The 25852-nt window shown below is 47.4% G+C and carries 23 protein-coding genes; 2 read left to right on the plus strand and 21 right to left on the minus strand.

Annotation, left to right across the window (positions count from 1 at the left end; genetic code table 11):
- Positions 1-198: 198 nt before the first annotated feature.
- On the plus strand, positions 199-879 hold the full coding sequence (locus HP401_RS07295) for an endonuclease/exonuclease/phosphatase family protein (RefSeq protein WP_173604584.1): 681 nt from the start codon (positions 199-201) through the stop codon (positions 877-879).
- On the opposite strand, the gene HP401_RS07300 is transcribed toward HP401_RS07295, so the two are convergent.
- The 5 genes from HP401_RS07300 to HP401_RS07320 form a co-directional block, all read right to left on the minus strand.
- Positions 833-2317, minus strand: a complete 1485-nt coding sequence (locus HP401_RS07300) for an alkaline phosphatase family protein (protein ID WP_173604585.1) — start codon at positions 2315-2317, stop codon at positions 833-835. The genes HP401_RS07295 and HP401_RS07300 overlap by 47 nt on opposite strands.
- Positions 2318-2447: 130 nt before the next feature.
- The gene (locus HP401_RS07305; RefSeq protein WP_173604586.1) at positions 2448-3944 is read right to left on the minus strand and encodes a S41 family peptidase; all 1497 of its coding nucleotides are present in this window, start codon (positions 3942-3944) and stop codon (positions 2448-2450) included.
- Positions 3941-5941 carry an S-layer homology domain-containing protein gene (locus tag HP401_RS07310; protein ID WP_173604587.1) on the minus strand — a complete coding sequence of 667 codons (2001 nt, stop codon included), beginning with the start codon at positions 5939-5941 and terminating at the stop codon, positions 3941-3943. Before HP401_RS07310 ends, HP401_RS07305 begins: the two co-directional genes overlap by 4 nt.
- A gap of 56 nt (positions 5942-5997) precedes the next feature.
- The gene (locus HP401_RS07315) at positions 5998-7113 is read right to left on the minus strand and encodes a Nif3-like dinuclear metal center hexameric protein (RefSeq protein ID WP_173604588.1); all 1116 of its coding nucleotides are present in this window, start codon (positions 7111-7113) and stop codon (positions 5998-6000) included.
- A complete protein-coding gene (locus tag HP401_RS07320; protein WP_173604589.1) occupies positions 7089-7823 on the minus strand; it encodes a tRNA (adenine(22)-N(1))-methyltransferase in 735 nt (244 codons plus the stop codon). Before HP401_RS07320 ends, HP401_RS07315 begins: the two co-directional genes overlap by 25 nt.
- Before the next feature lie 383 nt (positions 7824-8206).
- On the opposite strand from HP401_RS07320, the gene HP401_RS07325 reads away from it, so the two are divergent.
- Positions 8207-9487, plus strand: coding sequence for a S8 family peptidase (locus HP401_RS07325; protein ID WP_173604590.1), 1281 nt, complete (start codon positions 8207-8209; stop codon positions 9485-9487).
- Between the two features lie 78 nt (positions 9488-9565).
- Here HP401_RS07325 and HP401_RS07330 read toward each other — a convergent pair whose 3' ends face one another.
- The 16 genes from HP401_RS07330 to yqfD form a co-directional block, all read right to left on the minus strand.
- Positions 9566-10705 (minus strand): acyl-CoA dehydrogenase, encoded by a 1140-nt coding sequence (locus tag HP401_RS07330; protein ID WP_173604591.1) that lies wholly within the window; start codon positions 10703-10705, stop codon positions 9566-9568.
- Between the two features lie 378 nt (positions 10706-11083).
- Positions 11084-11998, minus strand: a complete 915-nt coding sequence (locus tag HP401_RS07335; protein ID WP_173604592.1) for a hypothetical protein — start codon at positions 11996-11998, stop codon at positions 11084-11086.
- Between the two features lie 93 nt (positions 11999-12091).
- A complete protein-coding gene (rpoD, locus tag HP401_RS07340; RefSeq protein ID WP_012685780.1) occupies positions 12092-13222 on the minus strand; it encodes an RNA polymerase sigma factor RpoD in 1131 nt (376 codons plus the stop codon).
- 34 nt (positions 13223-13256) lie between these two features.
- Entirely contained in the window at positions 13257-15131 is a 1875-nt protein-coding gene (gene dnaG, locus HP401_RS07345; protein ID WP_064202899.1) for a DNA primase, read from the minus strand.
- A 202-nt stretch (positions 15132-15333) separates the two neighbouring features.
- Positions 15334-16170 carry a pyruvate, water dikinase regulatory protein gene (locus HP401_RS07350; RefSeq protein ID WP_172143032.1) on the minus strand — a complete coding sequence of 279 codons (837 nt, stop codon included), beginning with the start codon at positions 16168-16170 and terminating at the stop codon, positions 15334-15336.
- Positions 16171-16181: 11 nt separating this feature from the next.
- Positions 16182-16826, minus strand: a complete 645-nt coding sequence (gene ccpN, locus HP401_RS07355) for a transcriptional regulator CcpN (protein ID WP_173604593.1) — start codon at positions 16824-16826, stop codon at positions 16182-16184.
- A 122-nt stretch (positions 16827-16948) separates the two neighbouring features.
- Positions 16949-19018 carry a glycine--tRNA ligase subunit beta gene (gene glyS, locus HP401_RS07360; RefSeq protein ID WP_173604594.1) on the minus strand — a complete coding sequence of 690 codons (2070 nt, stop codon included), beginning with the start codon at positions 19016-19018 and terminating at the stop codon, positions 16949-16951.
- The gene (gene glyQ, locus HP401_RS07365) at positions 19011-19937 is read right to left on the minus strand and encodes a glycine--tRNA ligase subunit alpha (RefSeq protein ID WP_012685775.1); all 927 of its coding nucleotides are present in this window, start codon (positions 19935-19937) and stop codon (positions 19011-19013) included. Before glyQ ends, glyS begins: the two co-directional genes overlap by 8 nt.
- Before the next feature lie 325 nt (positions 19938-20262).
- Positions 20263-21036: a DNA repair protein RecO gene (gene recO / locus HP401_RS07370; protein WP_012685774.1), complete on the minus strand. Its 774-nt coding sequence runs from the start codon at positions 21034-21036 to the stop codon at positions 20263-20265.
- Positions 21027-21182: a YqzL family protein gene (locus tag HP401_RS07375; protein ID WP_012685773.1), complete on the minus strand. Its 156-nt coding sequence runs from the start codon at positions 21180-21182 to the stop codon at positions 21027-21029. The genes recO and HP401_RS07375 overlap by 10 nt, the downstream gene beginning before the upstream one ends.
- 104 nt (positions 21183-21286) lie before the next feature.
- Entirely contained in the window at positions 21287-22204 is a 918-nt protein-coding gene (era, locus tag HP401_RS07380; protein ID WP_012685772.1) for a GTPase Era, read from the minus strand.
- Entirely contained in the window at positions 22197-22595 is a 399-nt protein-coding gene (locus HP401_RS07385) for a cytidine deaminase (RefSeq protein ID WP_064202895.1), read from the minus strand. The genes era and HP401_RS07385 overlap by 8 nt, the downstream gene beginning before the upstream one ends.
- 123 nt (positions 22596-22718) lie before the next feature.
- Positions 22719-23090 (minus strand): diacylglycerol kinase family protein, encoded by a 372-nt coding sequence (locus tag HP401_RS07390; RefSeq protein WP_173604595.1) that lies wholly within the window; start codon positions 23088-23090, stop codon positions 22719-22721.
- Between the two features lie 9 nt (positions 23091-23099).
- Complete coding sequence (gene ybeY / locus HP401_RS07395; RefSeq protein ID WP_007727608.1) at positions 23100-23579, minus strand: rRNA maturation RNase YbeY; 480 nt, start codon at positions 23577-23579, stop codon at positions 23100-23102.
- A 33-nt stretch (positions 23580-23612) separates the two neighbouring features.
- Positions 23613-24584 (minus strand): PhoH family protein, encoded by a 972-nt coding sequence (locus HP401_RS07400; protein ID WP_064202893.1) that lies wholly within the window; start codon positions 24582-24584, stop codon positions 23613-23615.
- A gap of 56 nt (positions 24585-24640) precedes the next feature.
- Entirely contained in the window at positions 24641-25825 is a 1185-nt protein-coding gene (gene yqfD, locus HP401_RS07405; protein WP_173604596.1) for a sporulation protein YqfD, read from the minus strand.
- Positions 25826-25852: the final 27 nt, after the last annotated feature.

Genomic DNA, 25852 nt, shown 5'->3' on the forward strand with positions numbered 1-25852 from the left:
AAGATGAATCTGACTTCAAGTAAAACACAAGCTTATTTTCACAGATTAATTCTATTCCGGTTTTCAAGGAGCATTTCATACCATCTGTGCCTCAAGCAGAGGCGACGCTTTTTAATATAGCATAGACTAAAACCTAATGCAATAGGGAAAACTAAATAAGTTAAAAAAATGACGTCAAAACAAAGGAAGTGAACAAGGGTGCGTGTAGTCAGCTATAACATTCATAGCGGACGTGACCTCTGGTGGCGAAACCGGCTGAACGAAATGACTCTGACCTTAAAGGGCTTACAACCAGACATCATCGGTCTTCAGGAAGTTCATCAAAACGGGAAGTATGGGTATCAAGCGAGCTACATCGCCGATCAATTACAATATCACTTGGCCTTTTCCCCTTCAATCTCGATAGGAGATGGGTATTACGGCAATGCGCTACTATCGAAGTACGCGCTTGAAAATGTCGAGGCTATCGTTTTACCAGCCAGAAAAGAACAACGAACCCTCCTGTATGCATCCTTCCAAGGATTCGGACGTACGATTACACTTTGTGTTACACACTGCAGCTTAAATCAAGTAAGCAGACTGGCCCAGCTACAACTCCTGTCTACATTGATACAGCAACACGCAAAAGCCCCATTACTCCTAATGGGGGATTTCAACGCGAGTAATGTGTCCTTTACTCCACACCTAATGGACTGTGCCCTTGTCTCAGGTCAGGAAAAAAAACCGACGCTTCCTGCCTTCCGCCGACGCCTGGACTATATTTTTGTTTCTCATCACTGGAATATCGAGCACTACGAGCTGTTACCTGTCAATTGGTCCGATCATGTCCCGGTCATTGCGGATTTGAGGCTGACGGAATCCCCAGTTCACGGAGAATAAAGTCTTTGACATCTACCAGTCTTGCTGGGAGTGGAAACAACTCCGAAGCCCCTGCAATCACTAACGGAATCAGAGAATCTTGCTTATGCAGGGATCCATGGCTTCCTCCCCCTAAATGCGTGGGTGCACATTCCGATAATAATTCATAGCTCTTGGCAGCGGTAACGACTACCACGTCACCGGTCTGCGAGAACAATGCCCCGTATAGTCGAGAAAAAGCATCCGGGTATGTATCAAAAGAAAGACACTCCCCATCATATTGCACATCCAGCACGGTAACATCTCCTTCAACGGACCAAGAAGAACCGTAGGCATCTTGATACTCCCCGTTTCGCCAAAAACACATTTCCTGTTGCGTTCCGCCCCGACGCACCTTTACCTTCGCGCCCTCTTTCCAAGCAATCAAATCAATTCTTTCTTCCACACTAACCGCTTCTACAATAGAAAGTGGATTCGTTCCATTCACTGGATATAAATAGGCCATACGCTCATTATTGCAAATGACTACTTCCACTTCTGATGTCACATCCGTACCAAGCGCATGGACCGAGAAATTCGCCAAAAGATGATCCAGCGGTATATTGTGATCCTCACTTTCTCCGATGACGGTCTGCCCATGATCACTAATCAAAATGCATACATTTCTCTCCAGCATTTGCTCCCATGATGCGAAGCTATCCAGCAAACGAGCCAATTGCTTGTCCACATCTGCCAAGTGCTGTACGGCATCCTCCGGGGACTTGTGGAGTTTATGATCATTCTCTGGCAGATAGACCAGCGTAAAATGTGGCTGATGACCACTGCGAATCACCTCAATCATCACATCGATTGCATAAGTATCATTAATTCCGTAGCCTTCCAAAGCGGATTGAGAGAAGCCCCAGGGGACGGTACGAAATAACGCCGGGCTCACCAGTGTCCCCATACTCATGATCGTTGGACCACTCACCTTTTCGCGCAAGGAAAAAGATGTAATTGTATCAAGCAAGGTTGGCATTTTCACTTTATGCTGCTTATGTCCGCGATGGGCGATCACATTGATGGAACCAGATACAAGTTTGTTTTCTTCCAGTACCTCATGAATGGTTTTGACATCCTTGCTCAGATGACGTTCATTCAAATCAAAAAGGACGTTTTCGGCACAGCTTGAGATGCCTATTTTTCGGATAGAAGCGACCCCATTAATATAATTCACCATCTGTTTCTGCTCTGCATCATACCAAACTAAACCCGGTACTTTGTGCTGATCGGGATAGACTCCCGTAATGAGAGAGCAATCTATCGAAGCCGTCATTGTAGGGAAAACGGTCACACAATCTGGTATGTACTGGCTATGCTCCATGAAAAACCGAAGCGCCGGTGCTTTATTGGCAGCAATGCATCGCTCCAGAACATCAGGCATCATAGAGTCGATCAGGAATAATATAACCTTTTTCATCCGGCTGCCACCCTTCTCTTCGTAATAGCAATAGTCATAGTCGCACCTGATAGTGTTCGATTTTGCATGACCGAGTATACGCCTGAAAAAGAAAAAGCCCCTGCTCGCCAAAAGCGTCAGGGGACCATGCTCACGAAGTAAATGTGAGAGTGTTGATACCATTTTTCGTTTGCTGTTTTAGTGCAGGGTACTTCTTCAAATACGGAGCAAGTGCTACGTAATCTTTCTCGCCAATGGACGGATCACCCAGCAAATGCGAAAGTACAGCAGCTCGGATTTGCAGCCCTTGAGGCGTTTGTTTAAAGAGAGGATCTACCGTAGGGAAAGGAATTCCATTGATGACGGTATCGCCTTCTGCGTCACTCAGTTCCCACGTATTGACGTTCAATGAATGGAGAGCTTCTACCACTTGTGCTCCATAATCCTCCACAACCATATCCGGTTGCAGCCCTACGTGATTCACCACGGTATGCTTAGGGGTAAAATATTCATTTAATGTGAGCTTGAGTGCGTCGCCGTCCGACAAAGGAATAACTTGTTGGGCACTCCCTTTTCCAAATGTCTTGGTACCCACAAGTTTGGCGATGCCATGATCACGCAGCGCACCTGACAACAGCTCAGATGCAGAAGCGGTTCCGCCGTTTACCAAAATTCGCACTGGAATGCCGATATCCTGCCCATTTCGTACCCACGTCTCTACCTCTACCCCATTGCGATTCGTGGTATACATGAGCAAGCCTTCTTCCATAAAGAGGCTCGCGATATCCCGCGCTGTGGACAAGTATCCCCCGCCATTATCCCGCAGGTCTAACACCAATCCGGACAACGGCTTTTGCACACGGGATAGTTCAGCAAGCTTATCACTTACCTGGATGGCTCCTTCTGATCCGAATGTTTCAAGACTGATATAGCCAACTGCGCCCTTCGAAAACATCTGTCCTTCCGCTTCCGGCAATGTCATCGAGGCACGCTTCAACTTTATCTGGTGCTCCCGTTTGTCAGATGGACGATATACAGTAAGAACGGCTTCAGTCCCTTCGTTACCCCTCAAATAAGCATACGCTTCTTCAAAAGTCTTTCCGACCAGCGAGGTCTCATTGACTCTGATCAATTGATCGCCTCGTTGCAAAGGAGAAGCTGCTGCTGGAGAATTCGGAACGATTTCACGGATGATAATATGATCATTTTGCCTCCGGAGACGAAAACCAAATCCAACGAACTGATTCTCAACGTCAGATTGGAACAAACGCAGTTCATCTTGCGTAAAAAATACGCTGTGCGGGTCGTCGAGTGTAGAGAGCATTCCATCAATCGCCCAAGTGTTCATCGTCGGCGTATCAAACCCGCCTTTTTTCTGCCATTCTACAAGCCTCAATTCCAACTCGTCCCAGGTGTCATCTTCTTCAGAAACTTTGAATTGAAGCTGTTTTTTCTGATTAGCCTGCTCACTGACCACCTCTAGAGCCCCTTTTACCAATTGTTTGGCTACCGGTTTGCTCAAGTGGCTCTGCATGACGTGCTGGAATACTTCTTCTGTTTCTTCGAAAGGATACTCTGCCGCTTGCACAGGAAGAACAGTTGTGAGTAGCAGTACAGCTGCTACTGCCCATTGACTAAATCGTTTCATGGCGCCACCCCTTTTCGAACATCATCAGGTATCGAGAATGCAACATTGCTTGTAAAGTCGTAATTGTCGGTACCCGAATAGGCTACGTATCCGTCGCCCTCATAAATTTCTTCATAACGCCACGTATGTTTGACAATTTGGTCGCTAGCTCGATCAATATAATACTTGTTCATGAACAAGGGAACCTCTTTCACTTTTCCCTGTCCGAGCGTAACCTTCTTTGATTTCTCTACCAGCATAGAGCCCGGAATCCACTCCGTAATGACATCGTACTTCCCGTATGATTGTTTGTAGTAGCGTGCATGAAGCTCCTTGGCACGATCGGCTACCTTGACAGCACCAATCCACTCGTGCAAAAAGTCCACTTTGTCCGTTCTACTCTTATCCCATGTCTGCCGATCCGTATCATACGAGTATTGCGTGTTTGTTTTCCCATCTGTATAGGAGAGCAGCTTGTCTGATATTAGTTTTTGCGGAGATTGATAAAAGCCGGATATTCTGCTTATTTGCTTTTCCTTGTTAACATCCTGCGTGTATGAGAACGTCAATCCACTCAACACCGCTTCACCCTTCACTTGATAGATGTCGGCATTGTCCAACTGGCGCAAAGAGTACCCCAAATCAGAAATAATAGCTGGCTGATCTTTTAAAGAGGCAAACTCTTGACGCAACATTTTGTGCAGCTGATTCATTCTGCTGTCTGAAGCTTTCAGTTTCATCGCAGCAAGAACTTCTTCAGCTTCCTGCATACGTCCTTCCTGCAAATAATAGTAGGAAGTATTCAACAATGCCTCCGGGCTCCTGTCGGCAAATCGCTTGTAACGAGCCAGCGCCAGGTCTACCTGATTACTCCTGATTTCCAGTGCCCCCAAATACATGGCGAGCGATTCCCACTCTTTGGAATCCTGCTTCACTTTTTGTTCATAAGCACTAAGTCGGTCAAGCACTTTTTTGTATTGGCTTTGATCCTTGTTCCCTAGCTGCAAGGCGATATCGTACACATTGGCACTCAACAGCCCGAGTGTTTCCGGGAGAATGATTTTGTCTTCGAAGTAAGCGTCGATAGAAAGAAAAGCTTCCTCCAAATTGGTTTCAATCGGTGTTTCAGGATTCCAGCTCAGTAAGTAGTGAACACCGACTTGATTGGGGAAGGAGGCATCCGCCAGCTTTCGTAACTGTTCAAATGTCTCTTCACTATCATTTCTACTGCGAATAGCGGCAGCCGCATCTACATAAATCTGTTCTTCTGTTGTTTTGGGATCTGCATAGGTTGCGAATAACGGCAATACCTCTTCGAGATCCGGGACCATGGGGAACTTTTTCCCGTCGTAATCCAGCAGAGGCATGATTCCATCCTGAAGGAAATAATTCACCATGCGATCAGCTGCGACCGCAGCATCTCCTCGCTTCACTCGTTCCGTTTTTTCTCCCTCTAGCCATCCCCAGGAACGCACTTCTTCCCACGCATTTTTACTATCTGGAGACATGGTAAACATTTGCAAAATCTTGGCAGCTTCTTCTTTGGTGATCGGCTGATTCGGCTTCATCATCTCACCAGGAAAAATGTACTGAATCGCATTTGGGCCGTACAGTCTATCCAAGATCGTGGAGATGCGCAATGTTGGTTTGTACATCCAGGTCAGACGGTCAACGTCTTTATACGGCAAATACGGTTCCTGAAAACCTTCTGCCCGCGCCCACTCCGAATGCTCGGATAAGAAAGTAAGCGGATAGATCTGATACTGCCCCCCGTAATAAAGCCGATCGATCATGACGAGAAATTCCGCACGTGTCATGTCACGATTTGGGTAAAACTTCGGAACATTTGGACCAGCCTCAAACAAACCGAGCTGCACGCCTTGAATAATTGCATTTCTCGCCCAGTGCTTGCTGATGTCATTGTATGGCAATAAGCCCCCAGCCGCTGAAGCGACGCCGGGGGTGAGTAAGCTTAATGTCAGTAATCCACAAGAAATTGTCCGGATTAGTTTTTGCACATAAAATCCTCCTACACTTCATCTGGCAGGCAACAAAAGGTTGGTCCTGCTACGTCTTAAACAAACTGGAACGGATCTGTGTGCACGCGCGAAGGAATAACCTCTGTTTCGTAACCATTTGCCTGCAATTGTTCAAGCAAAATAGTCGCCAGCTTTTCCTTCATAATTTTTTCGATATTGTGACCAGCATCTACGATCGACAAGCCTTCTGCTTGCGCATCGTGTGCGGTGTGATAACCAATGTCTCCTGTTAAATAAACATCCGCGCCTTTAAAAATGGCTTTGGAAACAAAGGAGCTTCCGTCTCCACCTACTACCGCTACTTTTTTGACTGTCGCATCCAAGTCGCCAACTACGCGTAGACCGTGGAGGGAGAATCGTTCTTTGACGAGCAAAGCAAACTCTCGGAGCGTCAGTGGTGCAGGCAGAGTACCGATTCGCCCAATTCCGTATGCAGTTCCGGACTGCTCCAAAGGAATGATGTCGTAAGCGACTTCTTCGTAGGGATGGGCAGCAAGCATTGCTTTAACCACAGCCGATTGCCTGGAGGCAGGAACAATCATCTCGATCCGAACTTCCTCTACTTTTTCCAATTGACCTGTCGAACCGATATGGGGATTCGTTCCTTCCCCTGGTAAAAAGGTTCCGGTGCCTTCTGTCTGAAAAGAACAGTGGCTATAGTTGCCTACATGCCCTGCCCCCGCTTCAGCAAGTGCGGAAAACACCACTTCCTTATGAGTAGCGGGCACGAATACGACGAGCTTCTTCCAAGCCTCTCTTGAAAGAACATCCAGTACATCTACATTAGTGAGTCCAACCGCTTCTGCGAGCCAATCGTTCATCCCCCCATACGCAACATCCAAATTGGTATGGGCTGTATATACCGCAATGTCATGCTTGATCAGCTTTTCGAAGACACGTCCTGCGGCGAGATCTGTCCTAAGGTGTTTCAGTGGTCGATATATAACGGCATGGTGAGCCACAATCAGGTCTACACCCTCTGCGATTGCTTCATCCACCACAGATTCCAGTACGTCTAGTGCGATCATCACTTTTTTTACCTTTTTTTGCAAGGTGCCAACATGAAGGCCAATCTTGTCGCCTTCCATCGCCAACGATTTAGGTGCCAGACGTTCTACATATTGGATTACTGTTTGTCCGTGCGCAAGCATGCGATCACCTCATCGATCCATTTTACTTCTGCTTCGATTTCTTTGATTCGTTCTGCTGCTTCCGGCTTGTCCGAACGCTTTAATTGAACGATGATCTTTTGCCATTTTTCATGCTCATGTAGCCACTTCTCTTGCAATACCTCTGATTTTTCCACCCAAAGAAATGGACCAATGCGCAGGAGCTCTTGCTGCATACGATCTTTGCCCTCATAAGGCAAGGTAGGATTGCCTCGTTCTGCGACGAGAATCTCATAAATCACGCCGTCTTCTTCCAATATGGATTCCGCGATTAACTGCCAACCATTCTCTATCATCCACAGGCGAACCGCTTCTTCCCCTACGTTTGGTTGCAGAATCAGGCGTTGCACACCTTCCAGTTTGTCTTTTCCTGCTTCCAAAATGGAAACGATCAATTGTCCGCCCATCCCAGCAATGCAGATCACATCTGCTTCCCCAGGTTGTAATACCGCGAGCCCGTTTCCTTTACGTACCGAAGCGCGATCTTTTACCTGCAATGTATGTATTTGTTTTTTTGCCGCTTGAAAAGGCCCTTCATTCAATTCGCCTGCGATCACGAAAGAAGCAATTCCTTTTACAAGCAAATAAGAAGCCAACAACGCATGATCCGACCCGATGTCGGCGACGCGGGCTCCTTCTGGACAATAGCGGGCAATTGTTTGTAGCCGCTTGGATATTGATACTGATGTCATCTGTATATTCACCTTCCGTTGCCTCTATTCTACCCTATTTGGCAGCAATTGCGAAATGCAAATTCCCTAACAGATAATCAGCAAAGAACGACAAAATCCTCACTGTTGCGCCCAGCAGGGACAAGGTCATTAAAGGGGCCCTTGGGTAAGTAGTCGAGAGGCTTACAGGTTGCCATTACGTGGATGTAATGTTCGGAATAACAAGCAAAATTTTTAAATACGGCGTTGTTTTATCGCATTTTATACAATTTGATTTAATTTTCACTGAATTGTGAACTTTATTTTAATAAATAAATATTTACAAAATTTTTACAGATATGTATATTAACGCCATGAACATCATGAACTAACACAAACTAACTATCTTTAAGGAGGAGAAAAGTTTGAAAAAAAGAACCGGCAAGTGGTGGGCAATGGGATTACTCTCTTCAGCGCTAGTGATGAGTGTCTTCACAGGTGTGGGGGCAGCAAGTAACGATTCGCTCAATGAATTTGATACTGAACGGGTATTAATTCAATCAGATTCGGATGTGAGAACCGGTTATTTTGCTGGACCTTTGGAAGTTCGCCATGATTTTGGTGAAGATGGCTTTACCCTCGATGTAAATAGTGATCAACTTGACCAACTGAAAAGCGATCCCAATGTAAAAATCACCGTATTGCAAAAATTAAAGATCGCTGAGTATATAGAAGAAGATCAAGCAAGTGCGCTAGAGGTCTCTCCTGCGGCAGTCGTTCCGTGGGGAATTAAAGCAATCTATAAAAACCAATCCCTCTCCGCTACAACTGGCGGTGCAGATGTTCGTGTTGCAGTCCTGGATACTGGCGTGTATACGCAGCACTCGGACCTAACCGCTAACGCAGAGCAGTGCAACGATTTCACGCAATCTTCTTCGCCTGTTGTTACTGGTGCTTGCAATGATGCGCATGGTCATGGAACACACGTCGCCGGAACTGTTCTCGCTGACGGCGGCAATGGCGCAGGTATTTATGGTGTAGCACCAGATGCAAAGCTATGGGCATATAAAGTACTGGATGACTCTGGCTCCGGCTATGAGGATGACATTGCCTATGCTATTCGTTACGCTGCTGACCAATCCGCTCAATTAGGCGTGAAAACGATCATCTCTATGTCTCTTGGCTCTAGCGGTAAGAGTACCCTTATGGAAAGTGCCATCACGTATGCAAACCAAAAAGGTGTATTAGTCGTCGCAGCGGCTGGTAACTCCGGACCGACAGTGAATAGCATTGGCTACCCTGGAGCATTAGTGAATACAGTAGCCGTAGCAGCGTTGGAGAATGTTCAACAAAACGGAACCTACCGTGTAGCTGACTTCTCTTCTCGTGGTAAGAGCGGGCAAGCGGGAGACTACGTGATTCAAGAACGCGATGTGGAAGTATCAGCACCAGGACGCGCTATTCAGTCTACATGGAATAACGGAGGTTACAATTCCATCAGCGGAACCTCCATGGCAACCCCACACATTTCTGGTTTGGCTGCGAAAATCTGGGCATCCAATCCATCTTGGAGCTCTCAAGATGTTCGTGTAGAATTGCAAAAACGCGCGAAAGGAAATGACATCAAAGGTGGCTCAAACGCTGCTGTAGGGGACGATATCGCGAGTGGATTTGGTTTCCCAACTGTACAATCTGGCGATCAATAAAAAGTAACAAACAAAAAAAGAGCCATGGCTGTCAGTTTACGCTGGCAGTCATGCTCTTTCGTTGTCAAATACGTAGGGCTAGCACCCGATTTCTCTTGCGATGACATTACGTAAAATCTCTGAAGTCCCCTCGCCGATCTCTAATAGTCGGGCATCGCGGAAAAATCGTTCTACCTGATACTCCCGCATATAACCATACCCACCGTGAATCTGAATAGCCTGATGTGTAGCAGACATGGCAATCTCCGAAGCATACAATTTTGCCATTGCTGCTTCTTTCGTAAATTTGCGACCATGATCTTTCAACCACGCTGCTTTATACACCATCGTTCTCGCCAGCTCTATTTGCATCGCCATATCCGCCAGCTTGTGCTGGATTGCTTGAAAATGACTCAAGGAATTGCCAAAAGCCGTACGCTGCTTGGAGTATTGCAACGCCTTGTCATAGGCAGCCTGTGCAATTCCTACTGCCATAGCTCCGATCCCGATTCGCCCACCATCAAGTGTAATGAGGAACTGCTTGAAGCCTTCTCCCCGCTTCCCAAGGATGTTTTCCTCTGGCACGCGGACATTTTCAAGAACGAGCTCCGTTGTATTGGAGCTGTGCAAGCCGAGCTTTTCATAGTTCGCCAACACCTGAAAGCCAGGTGTATCTGTCGGAACGATAAAAGCAGTAATACCCCGTGAGCCCTGCTCTTTGTCAGTCACAGCTGTCAAGGCGAGAAACGAAGCATAGGAGGCATTGGTAATGAAGCATTTGGAGCCGTTAATCGTCCACTCCCCGTCTGCTAAGATCGCATTCGTCCTCGTACCACCTGCGTCAGACCCTGCATTTGGTTCCGTCAAGCCAAACGCGCCAAAGCTTTCGCCAGAACAGATTTTGCTTAAATAGTTCAGCTTTTGCTCTTCTGTTCCAAACAAAGCCAGTGGAGCGCCACCTAACGAGATATGCGCCGAATACGTAATTCCTGTAGAGCCACATGCACGACTTAGCTCTTCCACAACGATCGCAAAACTCGTGGAATCAGCTCCTGCACCCCCGTATTTCTCAGAGAAGGGAAGGCCCATCAAGTTCAGCTCGCTCATCTGCTTGAATATTCCGACAGGAAATTGTTTAGTTTGATCGCGTTCATCTGCTTCCGGTGCCACTACCTCATCAGCAAATTCGCGTATCATTTTTTTTAACATTTGTTGTTCTGAAGTCAAATCGAAGTTCATAATCGCTGCCCCCTTGAAAACGCTTTAGTAAAGAACCATCAAGAAATACACAATTTTGACTGAGCGTTTGTTCAGAATACTCTTACCATTATACACCACGATTTTGGATTCATGTGGAATTTCTCAAAAAAAACACGCCTATGATCGGCGTGCTCCTAATAAAATCGCTCCCAAAAAAGAGACAGATGCTGCTATGAATCCGATGCTATATGTATGTACACCCATAAATTTGGCTACTGTTTCTCCACCCAGAAAAAAAGCCACCAGCAATATACCGATTAAAACTTTCCAATTGTTGTTCATTTATTCACCCCGTTTGCTCTCTTCTGAAATTGTAACAGATAAGCAGGCAGAGGAGAACGAGAAGTCTCGCATAGTCTACAGTCTCAACCACGCATACCAATATCCACGCGTGAAGAAGAACAAAATGGACGCGATGAACACCTTAATGAACAACAGCAATTGAATCATATCTCGCTTCGCCGCTGGAATATACAGAGCCTGTATCTCTGCACCAAAGAAAAAGGCAAGTCCACATACTGCAAATACTCCCGCCCATTTCGAATTGGCCTTATTCATCAAGAAGCCCATACCTGTGAGCAAGCACGCAAGCGGTACCCAGTACAACTCCGATGTCCACCATGTATAGTCCATCCCTACTCGATGAACGGTTGTAATGCCATACAAGATGGCCAAACCCAGTAACCCTGCATAGAGCAAATAAGCATAGCCGAAAACAATTGCGCTGATGCACAGCAACATGCAAACGAAGCCTAAATAAAACAGGATAAACGGCAAGCTACCATCCATTTTTTGGATACAATAAACGCCTCCCGCGATCAAAATCCCAAAGGACAAAGCCAGGAATACATGCGTCAATGGCGGGGCCGATCTTCGATAAACGAGTCCCAGAATATAGAAAACGAGAGCGAAACAGGCAAAGATGGTAATTTGCATTGGGGTTTGAAAACGGTTAAAATGAAAAGCAAGTAAGATCAAACCAGCAATGACAAAAGCACCAAGGAGCCATGCCATTACCATTTTCCCCGTCACTGGAGAGACAGTTCTAGGTGCATATGTGTTTGTGACAGATGATGTTGAATTGACTTTTCCTGACAGCACACTCGGTGCCGTTCCCATTCGCTCATTCCCGCCTGCGGACGCCGGTGTATTTGGCCGATCCCCTTCTGTATACAGATTTAACAAGAAGATGCAGTAATGTTCAGGCAGTAAATGGTTGCGCCGCCAGTTTTCAATTTCGGCGATAATCGTGCGCTTGCGCTGGTCGTCCAACGCGGCCCCTCCTAACTACGACAAAAAGTGTTTTCCTTCATGAATAAGAAAAGCCTACGTCGGCTAACGTAGGCCACATACTTCTTATATCGGTTATTCTAAGAAATCTTTTAAGCGTTTACTTCTACTCGGATGACGCAATTTGCGAAGAGCTTTTGCTTCGATCTGACGAATCCGTTCACGGGTTACACCAAACACTTTGCCTACTTCTTCTAATGTCCGTGTACGTCCGTCATCTAACCCAAAACGCAGACGCAGTACATTTTCTTCCCGGTCTGTTAATGTATCCAAAACGTCTTCCAACTGTTCTTTCAAAAGTTCATAGGCAGCTGCATCAGATGGCTCCAATGCATCCTGATCCTCAATGAAATCACCTAAGTGGGAATCGTCTTCTTCCCCAATTGGAGTCTCCAGGGATACTGGTTCTTGAGCAATCTTCATGATTTCCCGAACTTTTTCCGGAGTGAGATCCATTTTTTCAGCGATTTCTTCTGGCATAGGTTCACGACCTAGCTCTTGCAGAAGCTGACGGGAAACGCGGATTAATTTATTGATCGTTTCCACCATATGAACCGGAATCCGGATCGTTCTAGCTTGGTCTGCAATGGCACGGGTAATCGCTTGGCGAATCCACCAGGTCGCATACGTACTGAACTTGTAGCCTTTGCGATAGTCAAACTTTTCCACCGCTTTAATCAGACCCATGTTCCCTTCTTGAATCAAGTCGAGGAATAGCATACCGCGTCCTACATAACGCTTCGCAATCGATACTACCAATCGCAAGTTCGCCTCAGCCAGACGTCTTTTGGCTTCCTCATCACCTTGTTCAATTCGCTGCGCTAGTTTAATCTCCTCTTCTGCGGAGAGCAGAGGAACTCGACCAATTTCCTTCAGATACATCCGTACAGGGTCATTGATCTTAATTCCAGGCGGAACGGAGAGATCGTCAAAATCAAATTCTTCGTTGTCCTCGTCTTTGATGATCATTTGATCGACTTCATCGTCGTCATCTTCATTCTCATTGTTGTTAATCTCAATGCCTTGATCACCTAGATATTCAAAAAACTCATCCATTTGATCAGAATCCTGCTCAAAACCTGCCAGACGAGCAGTAATCTCCTTATACGACAATGCGCCGCGTTTCTTGCCTAATTCGACCAACTGTTCCTTCACTTGTTCGATGGACGTTGCTTCCATGTCGGAAGTAATATTTTGCTTGTTCATCTACTTTCCCTCCTTCCCCGGGAATGATCTGAAGCTACCCTTCTTTTAAAGCATTTTCCAATTCAAGAATCTTCATCCCTGTAACGGCTGCTTGAAGTTCAAGTTGTTTGCGCGCATCCTCGCTGTCCGCTGCGGCCGCTTGGAGGTGTAAGCTCCGCTGCTCATCGCGCAATCGTTCCAACTCGGCACGCTTCGGGTAGTTATTCACTTGTTTGATGTAGTCACCGATCTCTAATTCAGATACGTCGTTGTTGCACTCCATCATGGCCAATCCCGAGGCTAATTGCTTTAACAAATCGTCTTGCACGTAATGTATAAACTTTCCAGGGTCTTCCGGGTTTCCCTCTGCATAGTAGGCGTACAGGTAGGCAGCCAGCGCATCGTGTTCATCCACCTGAAAGTGGGCACTGCATTCCTGCTGGACGCGGGCGGCTATTTCTTCGTTCCGCATCATGTAGTAAAGCAGCATGCGCTCAGCCGTGTGATAAGCGGGTGGCAGTGTTTTCGCGAGCGTAACTTTGCCATTATTTATACTATTATTCCATGCTGGCGTCACTTTATCCCTTTGGCGCTCACTTTTTTGCTGATTGTAGGCGCGTTTGGACTCCCATTTGAGATCACCGAGAGTAAGGGAGTATTCTTCAGCCAACTGCCGTTGATACATGTCCCGTTCCACCGGGCTGCCCAGTTCATTGATGATCTCGACCGCCTTCGCGATTAAGCGAGCTTTGTCCGTCTCATCTTTTATTACGAACTGACTGCGTAAATGTTTCAGACGGAAAGCCGTAATTGGCATCGCCTGTAACAATACCTGCTGGGAAAATGCTTCAGCCCCATGCTGGCGGATGTAATCATCCGGGTCCACTCCTTGTGGAAGCGGAGCTACTCGAACGATCAAACCGGCTTGCTGCAAAACGTGAATCGCTTTGCTCGTTGCTTCTTGTCCTGCAGCATCTCCGTCATAACAGAGTACGACTGACTCTGTATTGCGACGAAGAATTCTGGCCTGCTGCTCCGTCAAGGCTGTTCCCAAAGTGGCAATACCTTGCGTAAAACCCGCCTGCCATGCCGATATGACATCGACATATCCTTCAAACAACAGCGCCTCTTTTCTCTTTCTAATGATGGGGCGTGCACGATGAAGATTAAACAGCGTAGCACTTTTGTTGAACAAAAGGCTTTCCGGGCTATTCAGATACTTGGGTTGAGACTTTTGATTGGAATTGGGCTTCGATCCTTGCAGTAAGCGCCCACCAAATCCGATGGCGTTACCTTGGGAATCCTGAATCGGAAACATGATACGACCTCGAAAGCGATCAAAGATTTTTCCTGCATCGCTTCTAGCCAATAACCCTGCTTCCACCATCAATTCCTGTGAAAATCCCCGCTTTGTCAACTGCTGCGTCACGAAATCCCAGGAATCCGGGGCAAACCCGATTTGGTATTCGGCGATTGTCGCCTCAGACATTCCGCGCTTTGCGAGATATTTCATCGCTTCTGCGCCATACGGGGTTTTCGTAAGCACGTAGTGGTAGAGGCGTGAAACGAACGTATGCGCTTCTTGCATCACATGCTTCATCCGTTTTTCAGGTGATTCCTCTACTTGCTGCGGCTGGGGCACAGCTATCCCGGCACGCTCCGCCAATTTGTGCAGTGCCTCTGGAAAAGTCAATTGCTCCAGTTTCATTAAAAAGGAAAAGATGTCCCCACCTGCTCCACAGCCAAAGCAATGAAAAAACTGTCGCTCTGCATTTACGTTGAAGGAAGGGCTCTTTTCAGAGTGAAACGGACATAGACCGAGAAAGGCACGACCGCTTTTTCTCAGTTGAACGTACTCTCCTACAACGTCTACGATGTCGACAGCGGCACGCACTTGATTTACAAATTCATCTGAAGTGGGACCAGTCATGTCTTTCCACCTTTATAAGGAGAATCGCACGTGAGAATATTTAGTTCGTCAAAATTCGTCAATTTCCTTCTTTGCATCGAACTTCTTTTCTTCTTTTCTACTTTTCCACATTTCTTCGGGCAATAAACGCTGAGAACTCACGTATGAGAAGTACCTCAGCTAATTGAAATTCTACAAAAAACGTCAAAATCCTTCTTTCGGCCTATTTCCTTTCATTCCGGAGATTGTTTTTTCGAATCATCTCCAAAATGATGTTTGCCGTTTCTTCTACTGCCTTGTTGGAAACATCAATAACGGTACATCCGAGGCGCTCAATAATGCGCTTCGAATACGCCAGTTCTTCGGCAATCCGTTCGAGATTGGCGTAATTTGCTTGTGCTGTCAATCCCAGTGCCTTCAGACGCTCTGTCCGAATGCCGTTCAGTTGCTCCGGATTGATGGTAAGCCCAATACACCGTTCGACTGGCAGTTGGAACAATTCTTCCGGTGGCTCTACCTCCGGGACAAGCGGAACATTGGCAACCTTAAGTCGTTTGTTAGCCAAATACATGGAAAGAGGCGTCTTGGAAGTACGCGAAACGCCAATCAAAACCACATCTGCTCGCAACAGACCGCGTGGGTCCCGACCATCGTCGTATTTGACAGCAAATTCAATGGCGTCTACTTTGCGGAAATACTCCTCATCCAGTCGACGTACCAATCCCGGTTTTCCGGTTGGTGGCTCTTTCAACATGCCCTGCAATGTATTCATCAAAGGCCCCATAACATCAAGAGCCGGAATTCCGTGAAGAGCAGCTTGTTGTGTAATATACGCATTCAGCTCCGGAATGACCAGAGTGAAAACGATCATTGCCCGCGATTCTTTTGCCGAAGCAATGATTTCGTCAATCGATTCCTTGTCTTCTATATACGGATACTTTTGTACATCAAACAAAAAACGATCAAACTGACTAGCTCCTGCGCGAACGACAAGTTCGGCCGTTTCGCCGATGGAGTCTGAGACTACATAGATGAGCTGTCCTTGCTGTTTACCTAGCATCGCTTCTCCCCCTACACTTTCGGTTCGCTACCCAATTCTACAAATGCTTTCGCGATCGTCGTCTTGGTGACGCGCCCCAGCAGCTCCATGTGCTTCGGATCTTCCTCGCTAGGCCTTACAACAGGCAGAGAATCGATCTGAAAATCAATCAGCTTTTTAGCGGCTGCGTACAAGGTCTCATCAGGTGCACATGTAATGATATTCGGCATTCTAGACATGATGATGCTGACTGGCACATCCTCCAGCGTCTTATTGCCTAAAGAAGCCCGCAGGAGGTCTTTTCGTGAGATCACGCCAGCCAAATATCCTTTTTGGTTGACGACGAATAACGTGCCAACATCCTCCAAAAAGAGGGTAACAATGGCGTCGTAAGCCGAGGCGGATTCGGATACCACGATCGGTACCGCCTTGTAGTCATTGACGAGAAGCTTGTGAAGCCGTTCACTTATGACTGAGCTTGCGGGTCTGCCGGCATAAAAATACCCGACCCGAGGTCTGGCTTCTAGATATCCTGACATCGTGAGGATGGATAAATCAGGGCGCAGCGTCGCACGAGTCAAATTCAGTCGCTCCGCGATATGTTCTCCTGTTATCGGTCCGTCATCCTTCACTATCTGTAAGATGTGCTCTTGTCGTTTGGTAAGCTCGATGACCAATCACCCCGGTTCTGTCTTTACCTCTTCCTAGTATTACTCTATTCGACGGGATATTCCTTCTTTCACGCGGAAAAAAGGTGCCCCCGCCTGATTTTCAGACGAAGGCACCAGTGTTATTTGGTTTAGGCGAAAACAATTTTGGAAAAATCTGCGTAGCGATAAAGCACACGAGAAAGCTGCAAGAGAAGTCCAAGACGATTCGCACGAACAGCCTGATCTTCGGCCATGACCATGACTTTATCAAAGAATGCGTTAATCGGCTGGCGCAAGGTTGACAAGGTTGCGAGCACCTTCTCTTGATCCTTCAGACCCTCTACATCCTTCTGAACAGCTTGGAATGCCTGATACAAGGCCCGCTCCACATCTTCTGCGAACAAAGATTCGCTGACTTGGTCTGCTTCCGCTTTTTGCGCCAGATTGTTCACCCGGTTAAACTGCTCTACAATCAGCTTGAATTCTTCTGTTTGTACCGCCCCCATCAGTGCTTTTGCTTTTGCCAGCACCTCTGGAACCAATGTCAGGTCGGCAGCAAGAACGGCGTCGATGACATCGTAACGAACACCATGATCCTGCAACACATTTTTCAGTCGGAGTGCGAAGAAGTCTATGAGGTCTTTTTTCACGTCTTCTGCGACTCTCTTGTTTACGCCTTGCGCTACATAACCTTCCATCGCGGCATTCCACAGATCGGCAAGAGAAATTTGCCAATCTCGCTCCACCAAAATTGTAACGATCCCCGCTGCCATACGGCGCAGACCATACGGGTCCTGTGAGCCAGTAGGCACAATACCGATCGAGAAGCAGCCTACGATCGTGTCCATCTTGTCAGCCAGACTGACGATCGCGCCTTGAGCCGAAGCAGGCATTTTGTCCCCTGCAAACCGCGGGAGGTAATGCTCGAATACGCCACTTGCGACGACGTCGGACTCACCTGCTTTGCGCGCGTAATCTTCACCCATGATCCCTTGCAGTTCAGGGAACTCCCCTACCATGTTGGTCACGAGGTCGAATTTTGCGATTTCTGCAATGCGGTCGACTTGCTTGGTTTCTTCTGCGCTCACGCCTAGCTTGCTTGCTATTTGTGCAGCTGTTTTGCGTACACGGCGAACTTTATCACCAATTGTTCCCAGCTCTTCATGGTAAACGATTGTCTCCAAGCGTTTCAGGCAGCTTTCAATGGAAAGCTTTTGGTCCTCCACGTAGAAGAAACGAGCGTCAGACAAGCGTGCGCGAAGAACTTTTTCATTTCCTTTCGCTACGTTTTCCAGAGCGCGGCTGTCTCCGTTACGTACTGTCACAAAATGATTCAGCAATTGACCCTGTGCGTTTTCAACAGGGAAATAACGCTGGTGTTCACGCATGGAGGTAACCAAAACCTCACGTGGAATGGAAAGGAACTCTTGCTCGAACGTACCGTAAAGAGCAGTCGGATATTCTACAAGATGAACTACCTCATCCAGAAGCCCTTCGTCCATTGGAATTGTCCAGCCATTTTCTTTCTCCAAGCGATGGATTTGTTCTACAATGGCTGCTCTGCGCTCGTCGGGCTTCACCATGACATATTGCTCAGCCAGCTTGCTCACGTATTCGCTTGGGTGATTCAAGGTAACCTCTGTTCCCAAGAAGCGGTGTCCACGCGAAACGCGTCCGCTTTTTACACCTGCAATCTCCAGATCGATCAATTCATCGCCGAACAAAGCTACCAGCCAACGAATCGGACGAACGTATTTCAAATCGCGTGCGCCCCAGCGCATATTTTTCGGGAAGCTCATGCCGGTGATTACTTCAGCCAGTTGCGGCAAAAGCTCAGTAGTTGGTTTTCCCGCTTCGGATTTGCGAGCATGAACATACTCGATCCCGTTTACTTCTTTATAATACAGTTGGTCAGGCTCAATATTGTTGCTCCGTGCAAATCCGAGTGCTGCCTTGGACCAGTTGCCCGCTTCATCTTGTGCGATTTTGCGTGCAGGGCCTTTCGCTTCATCATTGCGGTCAGGCTGCTTTTCTGCCAATCCATTGATTAACAGGGCAAAACGACGAGGTGTCTCCAATGCCGTAATTTGATCAAACGGCACGCGCTCAGCAGTCAGCCACTTTTCTACTTTTTCCTTGAATTGTGCCGCTGCCTGTGCGACAAAACGAGCAGGCATTTCTTCTAAACCAACCTCTACGAGTAGATCGCGCTTACTCATTTGTATCCTCTCCCTTCACCTGATTCACTTGATCCGCAGCGTCTGCGTTGCCTTTTTGCAAAAGCGGGAAACCGAGTCGCTCACGCTCTTTATAGTAGGTTTGTGCTACTTCACGAGACAGATTACGTACACGAGCGATGTAGCCTGTACGCTCCGTCACACTGATAGCTCCGCGTGCATCCAGCAAGTTGAAGGTGTGGGAGCATTTCAGTACATAGTCATAAGCCGGGTAAACCAGTCGCTCCGCCATCAGTCTCTTTGCTTCCGCCTCATACGTATTGTAGAGAGAAAACAGCATGTCGACATCAGACAGCTCGAATGTGTATTTGGAATGCTCGTATTCTGGTTGCAGGAATACATCTCCGTACGTATACCCGTTGCACCATTCCAGATCGAACACATTTTCTTTTTCCTGAATATAGGAAGCCAAACGCTCGAGTCCGTAAGTCAGCTCGACTGCCACTGGTTTACATTCCAGACCGCCCACTTGCTGGAAGTACGTGAACTGTGTGATCTCCATTCCGTCCAGCCAAACTTCCCAACCTAAGCCCCAAGCGCCAAGACCAGGGTGCTCCCAGTTGTCTTCAACAAATCGGATATCATGCTCCAGTGGCTCGATCCCGAGTTCGCGCAAGCTCTCCAGGTACAGCTCCTGAATGTTGTCCGGCGATGGCTTCATGATTACTTGGAACTGGTGATGCTGATACAAACGGTTTGGGTTTTCCCCATATCGTCCGTCAGCCGGGCGACGGGAAGGCTCCACATATGCTACATTCCACGGCTCAGGTCCAATGGAACGAAGGAAGGTCATTGGGTTTAGCGTACCCGCCCCTTTTTCAACGTCATACGGCTGGACAATGAGACAGTTTTGCTTTGCCCAAAAGTTTTGCAGCGTCAAAATGATGTCTTGAAATGTCATTTTCATGCTTGATCCTCCTCTAAACTTCGTAGAACTTAGAACTTGGCTTTAAGTCGAAACTAAAAAAACCTCCCGCCTCTACACTGCCTGATGCGACAGTGTAGGGACGAGAGGATTCTCGCGGTTCCACCCTACTTGGCGAATGACTTCTTCGCCCACCTTACAATCAAATTGCTCCAGAACGCCCTTCATCAGCATGGTGACCGGGCTCCCACTATCCCCGATTCGCTACGCACAGCCAGTGGCTGACTACTCTTTTCCTTCACGGCAACATTCGGTATACAAGTTTGGTTCTTATCATAACGAAAACAAATTCGTATGTCAATTAGTCCTGATCTGATTGCGTCATTCTTTCCATACGCTCCAGTTGCTCCAGAAATGACCGACTTTTCAGCCTGAGATCCAGATACTCGTCCATGAAGCTCCGCAGTACATGCTTGAGCTGGTTGCGTGTAGCCGGTTTTACCTCAATGTCACCAAGTCGTTCCAAATCAAATACCTGGAACAGCCGTAACAGCTTCCAGGTCGAGGGTGTAACTGCCATCGCATACGGATCGGAAGGCAGGCAAACTGGGCACAACAGGCCGCCCTGCCCCACACTGATCGCATAGGGTTCGCGCTGTTCGCCACAGTTTGCACACGCTGTGAGCTGCGGGGAGATCCCCGCTACAATGAGCATCTTGGTCTCAAAAATCCGACACAGAATCTCAGCATCTCGTCCTTCATCCAAATGGCGGAACGTATGAAGAAGTAGCTGAAACAAATAGGGATTCGGCTCCCTTTCCTGCGTCAGTCGATCCAAAAGTTCTGCTATGTATGCGGCATAAGCCGTAGCAGTCAGGCTTTGCCGCATATCCCGGAACGAATCCAGCATATCTCCTTGAGAGAGATCAGGCATTCCCGTACCGGGTCCTGCCTTGCATAGATAATAACTATGCGAAAACAACTGAGAGACGGCGGCAAGACGGCTTTTGGTCTTTTTGGCACCACGGGCCATCACGCCTAATTTGCCGTTCTCCCGGGTAAACATTGTCACCACTTTACTGGACTCGCCATAGTCCACACTGCGAATGACAATCCCTTCCCATTTTACAAGCATGCCTGTGTGTCACCCAATTCTTCCTGGGCGAGATCAAACGAGGTTTCCTCGCTGGAAACATCCGTTTGATGGTGATCACGGTAGAGAAGGTAAGCATGGATGTCACCGGTTGAAGCGAAAACTCTCCAAGAAAAGTCACGAAGCAAGGAGCATCATCCTTTCCTATATCGGGTCTATCCACTTCCTTCTTAGAATCACCTTTGCCCGTTATTCTATGCCTTGGAAAAATTAACACATCGCGTTGGGAATATTATTGCTCGTCGTAGAAACCGAAGTTACGCAGCATCCGATCTTGGTTGCGCCAATCCTTTTTCACTTTGATCCAAAGCTCCAAAAATACTTGGTCCCCCATCAGTCGCTCGATATCCTTGCGCGCGCGTTGACCAATTTCTTTGAGCATCTGACCTTTTTGCCCGATCAAAATACCGCGCTGGGAATCCCGCTCTACATAAATGGCCGCGTAAATGTAAAGTGTCTTGCCATTTTCGCCTCGCTTCATTTCTTCAATGACGACAGCAATGGAGTGAGGTACTTCTTCTCTCGTCAAATGCAGAACTTTTTCCCGAATCAATTCAGCTGCTACAAAGCGTTCCGGATGGTCTGTCACCTGGTCAGCAGGGTAATACATCGGGCCTTCTTCCATTTCACCCAAAATAGCCTGCTGCAATGATGCTGTATTGTTACCTTCCAGAGCAGAGATCGGAACAATCTGCTTGAAATCATACAATTTGCGGTAATCGTCAATAATTGGCAACAATGCTTCCGGGTGTACTTTGTCAATTTTGTTGATGACCAAAAATACTGGCGTTTTGACCTGCTTCAACCGCTCGATGATGTAGTCGTCCCCGGCTCCGCGTTTTTCTGTTGCATCGACAACAAATAAAACGAGGTCTACTTCGTTCAATGTATTTTCGGCAACCGAAACCATGTAGTTTCCGAGTTTGGATTGAGGCTTGTGAATCCCCGGTGTATCCAAGAAAATAATTTGACCCTCTTCGGTCGTATGCACCGCCGTAATTTTGTTGCGTGTCGTTTGCGGCTTATTCGACATGATGGCAATTTTATGCCCCACAATATGATTCAACAATGTTGATTTTCCAACATTTGGACGTCCCACGATGGAGACAAAGCCCGATTTAAACGATTGCTTGGTCTTGCGATTATCCACGTAAATCCTCCTTGGTGAATGCGCCTGGAAGCAGGGCAGATACTGTCGTTTCCCAAATGTCGCCTTTGAGATTCGTCAAAAATACAGGCATGTCCGGCGGGCACAGCTCCGCGATGACTTGTCGGCAAGCCCCGCACGGTGATACAGCTTGCGGTGTATCAGCAGCGACAGCTAATGCCTTGTAAGTCCGATCGCCTTCCGAATACGCTTTAAAAAGAGCCGTACGCTCTGCGCAGTTGCACAACGAGTACGCTGCATTTTCGATATTGCCTCCCAAATAAACCTTGCCACTCTCAGCTAAAAGAGCTGCTCCGACCTGAAACTTGGAGTACGGTACATAAGCGAGCTTTCTGGCTTCGATTGCTTGTGCTAATAATGATTGTTTATCCATTTTCATCATTCCTCATATGATTGTTCTTTAACATCATTTCACAACAGAATCTGTCCAAAGAGACACGAAGAAACCAGACTGAAAGGTCAACTGGAATGACCCGTCCGGTATCACTAGTAAAAACTATCCCCATACTTTTTGCAACAGTGGCTGTCCAAATACGATGACTCCGATGATAAAAGACAGGATCGCCGCCACAAGCACAGCTCCTGCTCCCACATCTTTGGCAATCTTCGCCTTGGCGTGCCATTCCGGGGAAGCTAAATCAACGACTGCTTCGATCGAAGTATTTACCAGCTCAAGGGAGAAGACCAGACCGATAGAAAAAAGGACCAGCAAAACATCGCTGCGGGGTATCTGCAGCCACCACGCTGCCGCCAGCACCACTATGGCTGCAGATACGTGGATTTGCATGTTTCGCTGTGTCCGTACGGTATAGGAAATTCCTTGCAGAGCGTAGGTGAAGCTGCGAGTCAATCGTCGCCATTCCTTCAACGTAATCTCCTACCTCGTCAAGCCGATTTCTTCCAGTACCTTTTCTTGACGTGAAAACATTTCCTTCTCTTCTTCTGGCGTCCCATGATCATAGCCCAGAAGGTGAAGAAAACCATGAACCGTGAGAAATCCGAGTTCGCGTTCGAATGAATGACCATAGTCTTCGGCCTGCTCATGTGCTTTTGGCACCGAGATGATGATATCTCCAAGCATATTCGGAAACTCGCTGGCCTCATCCTCATCGATGAAGATTTCCATTTCCCCTTCACCTGGCTCGTTCATCGCAAAGGACAGAACATCCGTAGGCCGATCAACGCCACGATAGTCGCGATTTAGCTCGTGGATGCGCTCGTTGTTCACCAGCGTGACAACCACTTCTCCTTGTACCTCTTCCAGCTTTGCCGCTGCTTCCAGACAACGGACAAGCAGGTTTTGCAAATTCTCATCGATCGGTTCGATTTCTTCATGAAGGATTTCTACAGATAACACAGGTAAACGATCTCCTTTTTGTGACGCCATTTATTAATAGCCGTGTTCTACTTCTTCCTTGGCATAAGCAGCGATGATTTTTTGTACCAGACTGTGACGAACGACGTCTCCCTCTTGGAAATGAATAAAGGCTACATCGGAAATCGGATTTAAAATGCGTTGTGCTTCGCGCAATCCAGATTTCTTGCCTTTTGGCAAATCCACCTGAGTCACATCACCCGTAATGACCATTTTGGAACCAAAGCCAAGCCTGGTCAAAAACATTTTCATTTGCTCGGGAGTCGTGTTCTGGGCTTCATCCAAAATAACGAAGGAATCTTCGAGCGTACGACCACGCATGTACGCCAAAGGAGCAACCTCAATAAGTCCTCGTTCCATCATTTTGGCAACTTGTTCATTGCCCAGCATGTCGTACAAGGCATCATAGAGCGGACGCAGGTAAGGGTCTACTTTTTCCTGCAAATCTCCTGGCAAAAATCCAAGGCTCTCCCCCGCTTCTACGGCCGGTCTGGTAAGAACGATCCGTTTGACACGCCCATTTTTCAACGCATTTACTGCTGTGACAACAGCCAAATACGTTTTTCCTGTACCAGCTGGTCCAATTCCAAACACAATGTCATGCTTCTTGATCGCAGACAAATAATGACGCTGGCCCAAAGTCTTTGCCCTGATTACTTTGCCACGTTGGGTACGAGCGACTTCTTCATCATACACATCGAGCAGTTGGGCACCTTCTCCCCGTTCAATCAACGACATCGCATAAGAGATGTCTCTCTCGGACAGGGCAATCCCTCTGCGAATCAACTGTAGCAGAATTTCAATCAACGCTGTCAGTTTGTCCACTTCCGGCTTATCCCCGCTAATAACCAATTCGCCTTCTCGGGTCATGATTTTGGCGGAACTTCTTTGCTCGATCAGTGTTAGGTACGCGTCATGTGGTCCGAACAACAGCAAGGCCTCAGATGCGTCTGAAAACGGGATTCTTACCTCATCTTGTACGTGCAACAGGCTTCCATCTCCTTGCAACGGTAATCAGCAATGCGTCATTTGCTTGCCATCCCTCACTGCCCAACAAAAGGCTGTTCAATGGCAATATCTTCAATGACGGAAAAATGAATGCTTACGTAAACTTTACCATTCTCTGTTGTGACGTGCAAAACTTTTTCGTCCTGAATGAACGCATCTTTTCCAGCTTTTTTCAAGATATCCTCCCTGGCGAATTTTTTAGCCAGCTCCGTCGCTTCCTCTACGCTCATTTCTGTTTGAACGGGTTCTGTTTGCGCGTACGTTACTGTCTTCCAGCCAAGTGGTGAGGTATAGCCCGCATACGAGGGCAAAAACCGTTGTTCTGCCATTTCGGCTTGTGCAAAGGACTGTTTTTCAAAGGGCCACACGTATACCGCATAGGGGCCTACGAGCAAGTATTGATGCTGCAGCTTTTCTCCCGTCAAACGGTGCATCGTTTGTTTTAGCGGGACGGATGTGTTGCTTATATACCACACTTCCCCTTGCACCTTGCCTCGTGCTGATACGGCTTGTTGACGGTCATCATTGCCGATGATCCCAGAAATAAGCACTTGGCCTTTTTCTACCAATTGATTGCTCACAACCTGACTGCGACCAACCTCCGGGAGAATTTTATGGACAACAGCCCTCTTTTTCGCTACAAGATGACGGGGACCAGTTGCAAGCGGCTTTACGGGAGCCTCTTTTTCAACCACCTGAAGCTTGACCTTGGTTCCTTGAATCTCAATTCCAACCCAGGACGCTTCAGGCAGCAGACTCAACAGCTCTTTTTGCAAAACCAACGGTTCTTTTAGTTTGACCTTCCATGCCCCTTCTTTAATCCCTACTTGTTCGGCGGCTTGAATCACTCGTCGCGGATCAACCATTTTCGTCCCACTCACTTCCACACTCCAAACAAAAGAGGAGAGCATGTACAATCCGATGAAAAAAAGAGCAGCCCCAATTGCCAGTCCAGATCGTCTACGTATACGCAGCAGCCAGAAAGGTAGCCCATCTCTTGCCTCGACGTGACTGCGACAGCCTGTCTCTTTTAAAAGCGGCCGCAAACGAAAATAATCCCGAATCAAAATATCGCAGCGAGTCACCTCTTCTCCTACCCTGCGAATATTCCAGATTCGAATTCCATCCCGTACGGCCATATTCAGCATCCGCTCAAACCGTTTTCCCCGAACGGTAATGGTTACATGTCCATCCACCCACTCCTTGATTCCATACCTCATACGTGCCGCCCCCTACCTCAACAAAGA

It is taken from the genome of Brevibacillus sp. HB2.2, from assembly GCF_013284275.1.
GTDB classification, from domain to species: Bacteria; Bacillota; Bacilli; order Brevibacillales; family Brevibacillaceae; genus Brevibacillus; species Brevibacillus brevis_D.